General features: G+C 70.2%; 14 protein-coding genes. 4 read left to right on the top strand and 10 right to left on the bottom strand.

Annotation, left to right across the window (positions count from 1 at the left end; translation table 11 throughout):
- Positions 1-20: 20 nt before the first annotated feature.
- Together ABH925_RS08015 and sodN are read right to left on the bottom strand one after the other, a co-directional pair.
- Entirely contained in the window at positions 21-1,013 is a 993-nt protein-coding gene (locus tag ABH925_RS08015) for a glycosyltransferase family 2 protein (RefSeq protein ID WP_370146421.1), read from the bottom strand.
- Between the two features lie 252 nt (positions 1,014-1,265).
- Positions 1,266-1,661: a superoxide dismutase, Ni gene (sodN, locus tag ABH925_RS08020; protein ID WP_370146422.1), complete on the bottom strand. Its 396-nt coding sequence runs from the start codon at positions 1,659-1,661 to the stop codon at positions 1,266-1,268.
- Positions 1,662-1,847: 186 nt separating this feature from the next.
- On the opposite strand from sodN, the gene sodX reads away from it, so the two are divergent.
- Positions 1,848-2,309: a nickel-type superoxide dismutase maturation protease gene (gene sodX, locus ABH925_RS08025; RefSeq protein WP_370146423.1), complete on the top strand. Its 462-nt coding sequence runs from the start codon at positions 1,848-1,850 to the stop codon at positions 2,307-2,309.
- Between the two features lie 115 nt (positions 2,310-2,424).
- On the top strand, positions 2,425-3,027 hold the full coding sequence (locus ABH925_RS08030; protein ID WP_370146424.1) for a TetR/AcrR family transcriptional regulator: 603 nt from the start codon (positions 2,425-2,427) through the stop codon (positions 3,025-3,027).
- Between the two features lie 25 nt (positions 3,028-3,052).
- Here ABH925_RS08030 and ABH925_RS08035 read toward each other — a convergent pair whose 3' ends face one another.
- The 5 genes from ABH925_RS08035 to ABH925_RS08055 form a co-directional block, all read right to left on the bottom strand.
- Positions 3,053-3,631 carry an ABATE domain-containing protein gene (locus ABH925_RS08035; RefSeq protein ID WP_370146425.1) on the bottom strand — a complete coding sequence of 193 codons (579 nt, stop codon included), beginning with the start codon at positions 3,629-3,631 and terminating at the stop codon, positions 3,053-3,055.
- 85 nt (positions 3,632-3,716) lie between these two features.
- Positions 3,717-3,980, bottom strand: coding sequence for a hypothetical protein (locus ABH925_RS08040; protein WP_370146426.1), 264 nt, complete (start codon positions 3,978-3,980; stop codon positions 3,717-3,719).
- Positions 3,981-4,259: 279 nt separating this feature from the next.
- Positions 4,260-5,030: an amino acid ABC transporter ATP-binding protein gene (locus ABH925_RS08045; RefSeq protein WP_370146427.1), complete on the bottom strand. Its 771-nt coding sequence runs from the start codon at positions 5,028-5,030 to the stop codon at positions 4,260-4,262.
- Positions 5,027-5,950 (bottom strand): amino acid ABC transporter permease, encoded by a 924-nt coding sequence (locus tag ABH925_RS08050; RefSeq protein ID WP_370146428.1) that lies wholly within the window; start codon positions 5,948-5,950, stop codon positions 5,027-5,029. Before ABH925_RS08050 ends, ABH925_RS08045 begins: the two co-directional genes overlap by 4 nt.
- Before the next feature lie 51 nt (positions 5,951-6,001).
- The gene (locus tag ABH925_RS08055) at positions 6,002-6,943 is read right to left on the bottom strand and encodes an ABC transporter substrate-binding protein (protein ID WP_370146429.1); all 942 of its coding nucleotides are present in this window, start codon (positions 6,941-6,943) and stop codon (positions 6,002-6,004) included.
- 524 nt (positions 6,944-7,467) lie between these two features.
- Between ABH925_RS08055 and ABH925_RS08060 the strand changes: the two genes are divergently transcribed.
- Positions 7,468-8,664 carry an NADP-dependent malic enzyme gene (locus ABH925_RS08060; RefSeq protein ID WP_370146430.1) on the top strand — a complete coding sequence of 399 codons (1,197 nt, stop codon included), beginning with the start codon at positions 7,468-7,470 and terminating at the stop codon, positions 8,662-8,664.
- 159 nt (positions 8,665-8,823) lie between these two features.
- Positions 8,824-9,783, top strand: a complete 960-nt coding sequence (locus ABH925_RS08065) for a zinc-binding dehydrogenase (protein ID WP_370146431.1) — start codon at positions 8,824-8,826, stop codon at positions 9,781-9,783.
- 126 nt (positions 9,784-9,909) lie between these two features.
- Here the strand turns inward: ABH925_RS08065 and ABH925_RS08070 are convergent, their stop codons facing one another.
- The 3 genes from ABH925_RS08070 to ABH925_RS08080 form a co-directional block, all read right to left on the bottom strand.
- Entirely contained in the window at positions 9,910-10,905 is a 996-nt protein-coding gene (locus ABH925_RS08070) for a helix-turn-helix transcriptional regulator (protein ID WP_370146432.1), read from the bottom strand.
- Positions 10,902-11,822 (bottom strand): DUF4097 domain-containing protein, encoded by a 921-nt coding sequence (locus tag ABH925_RS08075; RefSeq protein ID WP_370146433.1) that lies wholly within the window; start codon positions 11,820-11,822, stop codon positions 10,902-10,904. Before ABH925_RS08075 ends, ABH925_RS08070 begins: the two co-directional genes overlap by 4 nt.
- A 128-nt stretch (positions 11,823-11,950) precedes the next feature.
- A complete protein-coding gene (locus ABH925_RS08080) occupies positions 11,951-12,133 on the bottom strand; it encodes a DUF6104 family protein (RefSeq protein WP_370146434.1) in 183 nt (60 codons plus the stop codon).
- Positions 12,134-12,182 lie beyond the last annotated feature (49 nt).

Below are 12,182 nucleotides of genomic sequence, written 5' to 3' on the forward strand. Positions count from 1 at the left end.
CGTCACCACAGCGATGGGTGCTACCTCCCGCGGCCGAGGACGCCGCGGGCGAGGGTGGTGAGCTTGGTGGCCTCGAACGCGCTGTACGTGCCGCTCGCGACGAGCTGGAACTTGACGCCCTCCCGGCCCTCGGGGCGCTCGTAGTTGCCGGGGAGGAACCTGCGGTAGTGCTCGCTCGCGCGGCGGAAGAACTGCGGGCGCTCGGCACTGGAGAGGCACCCGGAGAGGTTGAGGATGAAGAGGTAGTGACGGATCGTCCGGGTGAAGAGGAAGGGAACCGCCGCGTCCAGGTCGTGGCGCTCGGTCAGCAGGCCGAAGCTCTCCTCGTACCGGTCGAACACGTCGAGGTGGGTGCCGCCGGGCGATCCGGCGGGGTGCTGGGTGTGGCGTCGGCGGATCTGCACGCAGTCCCACTTCAGCGTGGCGATCCGGTCGGCGGCGAGCATGGCGCGGTACACGACCGCGACCTCCTCGTGGAGACCGTCCGGGAAGGCGAGCGCCTGACGGGTCCACAGGTCGCGGCGGAACAGCCGGTCCCAGGCGTAGGCGGGCGCGCCGAACAGCTCGGGCTGCGCGACCGGGGCGAAGGACGCCCTCCCGTGCTGGGCCAGCAGCCCCGCGGAGGCGCCGGGCCAGGTACGGCCTCGATGCAGGCGGGTGTGCCCGAAGAGGAGGAGGTCCGGCTCGTCGGTGGCGCGCAACCGTTCGGCCATCGCCTGGAACGTTCCGCCACCGACGATGTGGTCGCTGTCCAGGAAGAGCAGGTAGTCGCCGACGGCCTGCTCGGCTCCCGCGTTGCGGATCCGGCCGATGCCGACGGTGGCGTCCAGCCGCACCACCGAGACCCGGTCGTCGCTGCGGGCGTGGGCGTCCACCACGTCGGCGGGACACTCGGGGGACTGGTCGAGGACGACGACGACCTCCACGTCCCGGAAGGACTGGGTCAGGATCGACTTCAGGCAGTCGTCCAGGCCGCCCTGAGGGTCGTAGGCGGCCACAATCACACTGATCATCGGAGAAGCGTGCACGATGATCGAACGTAGGAGTGCGACGCGCGTCGTAGCAAGGGGCATCAGGTGTCAATCCCGCATCACCATGCAAAGCGCCGCATATCCTCACGCGGTCTCCGCGATTCACGCCCTGTCTCCGCGAATCAAGCCCTGTCTCCGCGAATCAGACCCTGTCTCTGCGCATCAGGCCCCGGCGGGAAGCAGACCTGGCCGGCACCAGCGGTGCTGGTGCCGGCCAGGACATATGAGGCCGGATCAGGCCTGCTTGGTCTCCCAGAAGATCTTGTCGATCTCGGCGATCAGGTCGAGGGCCTTCTGGCCGGTCGCCGGGTCGGTGGACGCCTTGGCGGCGCTGAGCGCCTTCAGGGTGTCGTTGACCAGCTGGTGCAGCTGCGGGTACTTCTCGAAGTGCGGCGCCTTGAAGTAGTCGGACCAGAGCACCGACACGTGGTGCTTCGCCAGCTCGGCGCGCTCCTCCTTGACGACGATGGCGCGAGCGCGGAAGTGCGGGTCGTCGTTGGCCTGGTACTTCTCCTGGGTGGCCTTGACCGACTCCGCCTCGATACGGGCCTGCGCCGGGTCGTAGACGCCGCACGGCAGGTCGCAGTGGGCGTGGACAGTGATCCGCGGTGCAAACAGCCGAGAGAACATGAAAGTCCCTTTCCTGTGATCGTCTTCCCGCCATGAGATTACTCCGCTTCCGCCGCCGAATCGCGTCCAGGTCGGGGTCTTAGGACAAAAGCCGTAGTGTTCGTGGACTTCCGGGCGGCGTGGGCCAAGATGGAAGCAGGCGGGACAGGCAGGGCGCCACGGGATGAGCGGCAAGGGATGAACGGCATGGCGGAGCAGACCCACGACCTCGGCTCTGGCGTACTGCCGCAGGAGCCCCCGGAGGGCGGCGGAACGCCACGGAGGTACGGACGGCTGGACGTTGACGGACCGTCGATGGCCCCCACCCTCAGTCACGGGGACCGGCTGCTCTGCCGGTACGGGGGGCGGGTGCGCCCCGGCGCGATCGTCGTGGCCCGGCACCCGCTGCGGCAGGAACTGTTCGTGGTGAAACGGGCGGTGGAGCGGCGGCCCGGCGGCTGGTGGCTGCTGTCGGACAACAGCCTGGTGGAGGGCGACAGCAGGGACTTCGGGGTGGTGCCGGACGACCTGGTGCTGGGGCGCGTGCTGCTCCGGACCGGCCCGCGTCCGGCCTGGCTGGCCCCGGCCGGATGGCTGGAGCGGCTGCTGGAGCGGGCGCCGTACGCCTTCGCCCGCCGCTTCGGCGCGTTCCGCCGGCTGACCACGTAGCGGCGCCGTCGCCGCAGGCGTCAGCGGCATGAGTTCAGCGGCATGAGTGGGGGCTCACTCATCGTCGGCGTGCCTGGTAGCGTCGGTGTTCCGGCAGTGGGACAGGAGCACCGAGATGGCGGAGGCGATGCGCGAGCGCATCCTCGCGGCGGCGGTCGACGTGGTCACCGAGCGTGGCATCGCGGCCGCCACGACCAAGGAGATCGCGCGGGCGGCCGGGGTGTCGGAGGGCAGCCTCTACAACCACTTCGGCAACAAGACCGAGCTGATCGGCGCGACCATGGCCGAGCTGGCGGGCGGGGTCAGGGACGCCATGCTCGACCTGCTCGGCCGGGTCGGCGCGGGGACGGTCGAGGACAACCTGGTCGGCGCCGCGGAGGCGGTGATCGGCTTCTACGGCCGGCTGCTTCCGGTCACCGGGTCGGTGTACGGCGACCCGGTGATGCTGGCGCAGATCCGGCGGGAGATGCCGGAGCAGGGACTCGGGCCGCTCCGCGGCCACGAGGCACTGATCGGCTACCTCGGCGCGGAGCAGCGGGCCGGGCGGATCGCGGCGGAGCTCCGCCCACCGGATCTGGCGGCGGCACTGCTGGGTTCCTGCCAGCAGTACGCCTTCCTGGTGATGCTGGTCGAGCCCGAGCAGTTGACGGCCGCCGCCGGGCTCTCGGCCGACCGGGCCGAGTACGCGCGCGGAATCGTCCGGCTGCTGCTGCGCTGACCGGGCAGCCGGCCGGGCGGCGCGGTCACGCGCCGGCGGCGCGGGCCTCCTCGCGCTTGCGGGCCCGGTACGCGGCGACGTTGGCGCGGGTGGCGCAGCGGTCGGAGCAGTAGCGGCGCGAGCGGTTGGTGGAGGTGTCCAGGTAGGCGTTGCGGCAGGGGGCGGCCTGGCAGATGCCGAGCCGGTCCACGCCGTGCTGGGTCAGGTGGACGGCCAGGCCCATCGCGGCCCCGGCCGCGAAGAGGGCGGTGGCCGTGCCGGCGTTCTCGCCCAGGTGCATGTGCCAGTCCGGGCGGCCGTTCTCGTCGAGCAGGCCGTGCCCGGAGATGACCGGGCTGACCGGGTACTCGGTGAGCAGTTCGTTGAGCAGGTTCACGGCGCGGGTCTCGTCGCCCTCGTCGGCGGACTCGAACACCGCCCGCAGCCGCACCCTCACCGACCGCAGCCGGGGCAGGTCGGACTCGTCGGCGAGGCGCACGCCCCGGCTGCCGCTGGTGAACAGTGCGCGGACCGCCTCCACGGTGGTGAGCCGGTCCGTGCCGCGGGCCGGCTCCTCCGTATTCACCAGCCGTACGGCCAGGTCGGCGTAGGAGGTGAGCTCCACGGTTGCTCCTCGGATGCCGGGCGGCCACGGTACGGAGAGTGCGTAATGGCCGTGCTTGCTACCAGGGTATTACGCCGCCGGCAGGTCAGGGCAAGCTGACGGAGGTCGGGAAGCTGCTGGGCAGATCGCTGGCGAGACCGCTGGGGATGTCGGTCGGGAAGCCGCTGGGCAGGTTCGACGGCAGCCCGGAGGGAAGTCCCGTGGGCAGGCCGGTCGGCAGACCCGACGGCAGTCCGGAGATCGGCGAGGACGGGCTGGTGCCCGACGAGGTGGACTTGCAGCCGGCCAGCAGCGCGACGAGCGCCAGGCCGGACAGCGCGGCCAGGGCCGCACGGTGACGGTTCGACATGATGGTGACTCCCCCGGTTCCGGGGCAGTACGGTACGCCCCCTGCGCAATTGGACCGCACCCGGGGCCCGGACGGTTCCGCCTGTGACAAGACCCATAGCCCGCAGGGTGGTGAAGGGGCATCCGGAGGGCGTGCGGACACGCGGCCGCCCCGGTCCCCACTGTGGAGGGACCGGGGCGGCCGCGGGTCAGACCCCCGCGGGTCAGACCCCCGCGGGGGTCAGACCCCCGCGGGTCAGACCCCCGCGGGTCAGAACCCCGCGGGTCAGAACCCCGCGGGTCAGAGCACCTTGGACAGGAAGGCGCGGGTGCGCTCGTGCTGCGGGTTGGTGAGGACCTCGCGCGGGTGTCCGGACTCGACGACCACGCCGCCGTCCATGAACACCAGCGCGTCGCCCACCTCCCGGGCGAAGCCCATCTCGTGGGTGACCACGATCATGGTCATCCCGTCCTCGGCCAGCCCGCGCATGACGTCCAGCACGTCGCCCACCAGCTCCGGGTCGAGCGCAGAGGTGGGCTCGTCGAAGAGCATCAGCTTGGGCTCCATCGCCAGCGCCCGGGCGATGGCGACCCGCTGCTGCTGGCCACCGGACAGCTGGGACGGGTAGTTGCCCGCCTTGTCGGCCAGGCCGACCCGGGCCAGCAGCGCGAGCGCCCGCTCGCGGGCGGCCTGCTTGGGCTCGCCCTTGACCCGGACCGGGGCCTCGATCACGTTCTCCAGCGCGGTGAGGTGCGGGAACAGGTTGAAGCGCTGGAACACCATGCCGATGTCGCGGCGCTTCAGCGCCACCTCGCGGTCCTTGAGCTCGTAGAGCTTGCCGTTCCGCTCGCGGTAGCCGACCAGTTCGCCGTCGACCGAGAGCCGGCCCGCGTTGATCTTCTCCAGGTGGTTGATGCAGCGCAGGAAGGTGGACTTGCCCGAGCCGGACGGGCCGACCAGGCAGAACACCTCCCCGGACTTGACCTCCAGGTCGATGCCCTTGAGCACCTCGACCGGTCCGTAGGACTTGTGCACCTGCTCGGCGCGGACCATGGGTTCGGTGGTGGTCATGAGGCGTCTCCGACCGGCTTGCGCAGCCGCAGCGTGCTGAGGTTCTGGCGGACCTTCTGCCAGGGGGTCGCCGGGAGCACCCGGTTGGTCCCGCGCGCGTAGTAGCGCTCCACGTAGAACTGGCCGATCGAGAGGACCGAGGTGAACAGCAGGTACCAGAGGCTCGCCGCGATCAGTGAGGGGATCACGTAGAGCGTGCGGTTGCCGATGTCGGTGGCCGCGCGGGTGAGTTCGGTGAAGGCGATGGCGCTGACCAGGGAGGTGGTCTTGAGCATCGAGATGGTCTCGTTGCCGGCCGGCGGGATGATCACCCGCATCGCCTGCGGCAGGATGATCCGGCGCAGCGTCTGGCCGTGGGTCAGTCCGAGCGAGGACGCGGCCTCGGCCTGCCCCTCGTCCACCGAGAGGATGCCGGCGCGGACGATCTCCGAGAAGTAGGCGGCCTCGTTCAGGCCCAGACCCAGCACGCAGACCGTGAACAGCGGCATCAGGTCGTTGTAGTTCCAGGACACGAAGGTCGGCCCGAACGGGATGCCGAGTCCGACCTTGGGGAAGATCGCGCCGAGGAAGTTCCAGAAGAACAGCTGGACCAGCACCGGAGTGCCGCGGAACACCCAGATGTACATCCAGGAGACCCCGGACAGCACCGGGTTGTGCGACAGCCGCATCACCGCGAGCAGGATGCCGCCGGCGATGCCGAGCACCATGGCGAGCACGGTGAGCAGCAGCGTCTGCTCCATGCCGGAGATCACCGTCGAGTAGGTGAACACCTGTCCGACGACGTCCCAGTGCAGAGCGCCGTTGGTCAGCATCGCGTGCAGGAACATCGCCGCGAGCACTGCGATCGCCGCGACGGCGACCCAGCGGCCGGGGTGCCGGACGGGGACGGCCCGGATGTCTTCGGGCCGTCCCTTCGCCACCGGCACCTCAGGCAGAGATTCCTGAGGAATAGTCACGTTCTTTGCCCCGACTCAGCTGGTGGCGCCGTTGAGAACGACCTTGTCGGCGGTGATGGCACCCGAGTCCACGCCCCACTTGGTGAGGATCTGGCCGTAGGTGCCGTCCGCGATCAGGTCCTTGAGCGCGCCGGCGATGGCCTGGCCCAGGGCGCTGCCCTTGGGGACGACGATGCCGTAGGGAGCGTTGTTGTAGTTCTGGCCGATCTTCTGCAGCACGCCGTTGCTCTGCTTGACCGCGTAGTCGATGACCGGGGAGTCGGCCATCATCGCCTGGTCGCGCTTGGAGGTCAGCGCGGTGGTGGCGTCGGTCTGCGCCGCGAACTGGTCGCCGTCGTTGGGAACGGTCGGCTTCCCGGCCTTCTTGCAGGCGGGGTTGATGGTGTTCTTGATCTCGTCGGACTCGGTGGTGTTGCTCTGCACCGAGACCTTGAAGCCGCAGAGGTTGGCGGCGTTGCCGTCGACCTTGTCGGGGTTACCGGCCAGTACGGCGATGGCCTCGCCCGCGTTGAAGTACTGGACCAGGTCGACCTGTGCCTCGCGGGCCTTGGTGTCGGTGAAGGAGGAGAGGCTGAGGTCGTACTTCTTGGCGGAGATGCCACCCAGGATGCTGCCGAAGTCGGCGCTCTGCCAGGTGGCCGTGAGGCCGAGCTTCTTCAGGATGGCGTTGCCGAGGTCGACGTCCATGCCGACGACGTTGCCGCCCGCGTCCTTGAACTCGTCCGGCGCGTAGGTGGAGTCGGTGGCGATCGTCAGGTTGCCCTTGGCCTTGATGTCGGCCGGGAGCAGGGCCACGAGCGCGGCGTCGGTGCCTTCGGCGTTGACCGTCTGCGAGGCGTTGGGCGCGGCACCGGAGTTTCCACCGATCTTGGAGCTGCCGCAGCCGGTGAGCAGCAGCGAACCGGCTGCGACCACTGCACCGGTCGCGACGAGGCGCTGGGCTATCGAGCGAGCCATGAGGATTCCTCCTGTTGGGGGCAGGTAGAGCTGGTGGGGCTGCGGACTGCACACCGTTATGCGGTGCCGCGACGGCTGAATGAGATCGAATCTTGCCACCCCCCGCTCCCAATCCGGTCGCTTCGTGTGTCAAAATCCCATAACGGGTGACCCCCGCTGAGAGAGCAGGCCACCGGATCGGGACCGATCCGGGAGGCGTGAGGACCGGAAGCCGACGACGCAGGCTCCGGAGCCGGAGCGCCTCGTCGGCACGGTCGGCTTCCGTACCACCTTCGCGTCACGCCGTCGCTCGTCCGAGTGCTCTGTGTGCAACCGGTTCCGTCTGTGCGGGCGGATCGAACGACGGAATGGCGCATGAAGTCCCCGTTACGCGGACGAAAAGACGAAGGTGCGGCAGCTGCGCCCCGACTAGTGTCGAGATCGGCACTGGCCGGACGCATTGCAAACTCAACCAACCCTCATCAGGAGGCCCAGGTCGCCCAGCGTGGCGGCCGTTCCTCCCAGACGACGACGAAGAGGTCATCGTGGCAGCCGAGATCATCAGCCCCCGCCCTGTGGACGAGCAGGACCCCATCGACCCCGCGTTCGCGCTTCATCGCGGCGGGAAGATGGAGATCACTGCGACTGTGCCGGTGCGCAACGCCGACGACCTTTCCCTCGCCTACACCCCGGGCGTGGCCCGGGTCTGCACGGCCATCGCGGAACAGCCCGAGCTGGTGAACGACTACACCTGGAAGTCCAACGTGGTCGCCGTGGTGACCGACGGGACGGCCGTGCTCGGCCTGGGCGACATCGGCCCGGAGGCATCCCTGCCGGTCATGGAGGGCAAGGCGATCCTCTTCAAGCAGTTCGGCGGCGTGGACGCGGTCCCGATCGCGCTCGCGACCAAGGACACCGACGAGATCATCGAGACGGTGATCCGGCTCGCGCCGTCCTTCGGCGGAGTCAACCTGGAGGACATCTCCGCACCGCGCTGCTTCGAGATCGAGCGGCGACTGCAGGAGGCCCTGGACATCCCGATCTTCCATGACGACCAGCACGGCACCGCCGTGGTGACGCTGGCCGCGCTGCGCAACGCCGCGCGCCTCACCCACCGCACCCTCAGCGACCTGCGCGCCGTCATCTCCGGCGCCGGCGCGGCGGGCATCGCCATCGCGAAGATCCTGGTCGGCGCCGGTATCGGCGACGTGGTGCTGTGCGACCGGCAGGGCGCGGTGCACGTCGGCCGGACCGACCTCACCGACGTCAAGCGGGAGATCGCCGAGCTCACCAACCGGGGCGGCCTGGCCGGTTCGCTGGTGGAGGTGCTCGCGGGCGCGGACGTCTTCATCGGCGTCTCCGGCGGCACCGTCCCGGAGGAGGCGGTGGCGACCATGGCGAAGGACTGCTTCATCTTCGCGATGGCCAACCCCAACCCCGAGGTGCACCCCGACGTCGCGCACAAGTACGCGGCGGTGGTGGCCACCGGGCGCAGCGACTTCCCGAACCAGATCAACAACGTGCTGGCGTTCCCCGGGATCTTCGCCGGCGCGCTCCAGGTCCGCTCGACCCGGATCACCGAGGGCATGAAGATCGCGGCGGCGGACGCGCTGGCCGAGCTGGTCGGCGACGACCTGTCGGCAGAGCTGGTCATCCCGAGCCCGTTCGACCCTCGGGTTGCCCCGGCGGTGACCAAGGCTGTGGCGGCGGCGGCTCGCGCTGAGGGCGTCGCACGGCGCTGAGCTGTTTGCTTTTGGGGCGCGGGGAACGGTGTTGCCATAGCTCTACGTGAGTGGGTGGTTGGCAGCGCAGTTCCTCGCGCCCCTGTTGTGCTTGGTCGTGTGCCTAGTCACATCGGGTTGATGTTCCTGGAAGGACGCGTACGGGCCTAGGGTCGGGGCATGTTTGCTGCCTATGCTGCCCGGATTGATGCCGACGACCCGCTCAGCGGGCTGGAGTTGGGCGAGCGCCCGGAGCCGGTGGCCCGCCCCGGCTGGAGCGTGGTCACCGTGAAGGCGGCCAGCCTGAACCATCATGACCTGTGGTCACTGCGCGGTGTCGGCCTGCCGGCCGGGAAGCTGCCGATGATCCTCGGCTGCGACGCGGCGGGGGTGGACGAGCACGGCAACGAGGTCGTGCTGCACTCCGTGGTGGGGCAGACCGGCCACGGCGTCGACGTCGGCGAGCCGCGCTCGATTCTGACGGAGCACTACCAGGGCACTTTCGCCCAGCAGGTGGCCGTGCCGACCTGGAACCTGCTGCCCAAGCCCGCCGAGCTGAGCTTCGAGCAGGCGGCCTGCCTGCCCACGGCGTGGCTGACGGCGTATCGGATGCTGTTCACCAACGCGGGCGTGAAGCCCGGGGACACGGTCCTGGTGCAGGGCGCGGGCGGCGGAGTCGCCACCGCCCTGATCGTCCTCGGCAAGGCGGCCGGCCTGCGGGTCTGGGTCACCAGCCGGGACGAGGCCAAGGGCGCCAGGGCTCTGGAGCTCGGCGCGGACGCGGCCTTCGCGAGCGGCGCGCGGCTGCCGGAGCGGGTGGACGCGGTGATGGAGACGGTCGGCGCCGCGACCTGGTCGCACTCGGTCAAGTCGCTGCGCCCCGGCGGAACCATCGTCATCTCCGGCGCGACCAGCGGGCCCAACCCGCCGGCCGAGCTGACCCGGATCTTCTTCCTGGAGCTCAAGGTCGTCGGCTCCACCATGGGTACCAAGGAGGAGCTGGCCGGACTGCTCTCCTTCTGCGCGACGACCGGCATCCGCCCGGTGATCGACACGGTGCTGCCGCTGGCCGAGGCCCGCGAGGGTTTCGCCCGGATGGCCAAGGGCGACCTCTTCGGCAAGGTCGTCCTGAACCCTTGACCCAGGCGGGCGCCCAAGGGGCGCGAGGCTCTGTTTGATGAACCGCGTGCGCTGCCAACCACCCACGCAGGTAGAGCGTTGGCAGCCACCGTTCCCCGCGCCCCCGTTGTACTGATCCTCAGGGCGTCAGCCGCGCAAGCGCCTCGCCGCGTCCGCGAGGACACCCCGCGCACGGGTCAGCGCGGCGGAGTCGAACCCCTGGTCGCGCGCGGCGTCACGGACCTCGTCGCGGAAGCGGTCCAGCAGGCCGCCGAGCTCGCGCAGCGGCTCGCCGGCCGGGTTGGTGAGGGTCCACGGCGGCAGGTCGGCCGGCGGCTCCTCCTTGTCCAGGTCGATCCGGGTCCCGGAAGCCGGCGGGGCATCCGTCGGTGTGGTGCCTGCGGGCTGGTTCCAGCGGGACGGGTCGGCCAGGCCGCTGAGCGTGCGGGTCAGCTCGGACAGCCCCTCGGAGAGCCCGGTCGGCCAGTCGCCGTTCTTGGCGTGGGCCCGGATCTGCTCGCCCACCCGGTGCGCCTCGGCACGGAGCTGCTCCCGGAGCACCTTGGTCTGCTCGCGGGTGGCCTGGGCCTCTTCGCGCGCGCTGCGGGCCTGCTCCTTCGCCTGCCGGGCCTGCTCCCTGGCCTGTTCCTTGGCCTGCCGCCACTCCTCCTTGGTCCGCTGCCAGGACTCGCGGTCCATGCCGGGCCAGGGTCCGTCACCCCAGACCGGGTCCGGACCGCGGTCCTTGCCGGTGCGGCGGGACTCCTTCGCGGCGCGGCGCATCTCCTCGCGCAGATCCTTCGCCGAGTCCTGGACGTCCTCGCGGATCTGGTCCGCGAGCTGGGCCACCGAGTCCCGGATCTCCGCCTCCAGAGCGTTGATCTCCGTTGCGCGGGAGGCGAGTTCAGCCCGTCCGGCGTCGGTGATGCGGTAGACCTTCCGGCCGCCCTCGACGCTGTGCTCGACCAGGCCCTCCTGCTCCAGCTTGGCCAGCCGCGGGTAGACGGTTCCGGCCGAGGGGGCGTACAGGCCGTGGAAGCGCTCCTCCAGCAGCCGGATCACCTCGTAGCCGTGGCGGGGGGCCTCGTCCAGCAGTTTGAGCAGGTAGAGACGCAGGCGGCCATGGGCGAAGACGGGGCTCATGCCTCATCCTCCTTGCTGAAGTCGAGGGCCTGGGGGGCCGCGTCGGCGGGAGTCTTGTCCTGTGCGGTGGCGTCAGCCGGGACGTCGTCCTCGGAGGTGGGGCGGCGGAGCAGCGAGAGCGAGCCGGAGACGGTGGTGATCTTCAGCTTGCCGGTGCCGGCGCCGAGGGTGCCGTTGATCTGCTTGGCGCCCCAGGTGCCGCCGACCCGCAGCTCGTCGAAGGCGTTGGAGACGTCGCCGGAGGTGGTGTTGGCCTGAACTTCGGCGTCGGTGGGGGCCGGGATGCGCACCGCGACGTCGCCGGAGACGTTGGCGATCTGCACGTCGGTCTCGTTGTCGTGGACCAGGTCCAGGGTGATCGCGCCGCTGACCGAGTGGGCCTTGACCCGACCGCTGGTGCCGTCGAAGACGGTGAGGTCGCCGGAGATGGTGTTGACCTTGAGGTCGCCGGAGACCGACTGGGCCTGGATGCTGCCGGAGACGGTGTTGGCGTCGACCGGACCGGACAGCCGGACCAGGGTGGTGGATCCGGAGGCGCTGTGGACCGTCACCGGCGCGGTGATGCCGGAGATGACGGTGTCCGAGGAGGCGGAGCCGAGCTCGACGGCGGTCCCGGCCGGTACGGTCACCGAGACCACGGCGCGGCGCTTGGCGGCGGTGCGCCACCTGCCCAGCAGCGGGCCCAGATCCTTCCAGGAGAAGTCCTTCCAGGGCAGGTCGTCGTAGCTGACCGTGAGTTCGCCGTTGGCCAGGGTGACCAGCAGCGGCGGGCCGTCGATCTCGGTGACCTCCAGCCGGGCCGGCCCCTCGGCGGCGACGACGTTGACGGCGCCGGTGATGGTGCGCACCTTCAGCCGGCTGACGCCGGCCTCGAAGGTGAGCTTCTCCGGCGTACTGACGGTCCACTGCTCGGACATGCTGGCTCCCCGATACGGTCGTTGACCGAGGACGCGCTATGTATCGCGTCCTCTGGTATTCACGATATATCGTGTTGCCGGGAAGTCAAGCGGCTCCGCATCCTCGGTGCCGGTTCCGCGCCGCGGGGCTACTCGTCGTCGTCCTGGTCGTCGAGCCGGGCCAGCCAGGTCGCCAGCCGCTCGACCGGGACCTCGAACTCGGGGTTGAGGTCCACGAACTCCTGCAGCCGGTCGGCCAGCCAGTCGAAGCTGACCTCCTCCTCGCCGCGCCGGCTCTGCAGCTCCTCGATGCCTCGGTCGGTGAAGTACACGGTGGATCTCCTGGTGGTGGGTGTGGGGCGGGCCCGGTACCGCCCCGCG

Origin of the sequence: Streptacidiphilus sp. EB129, assembly GCF_041262645.1 — a bacterium.
GTDB lineage: Bacteria > Actinomycetota > Actinomycetes > Streptomycetales > Streptomycetaceae > Streptacidiphilus.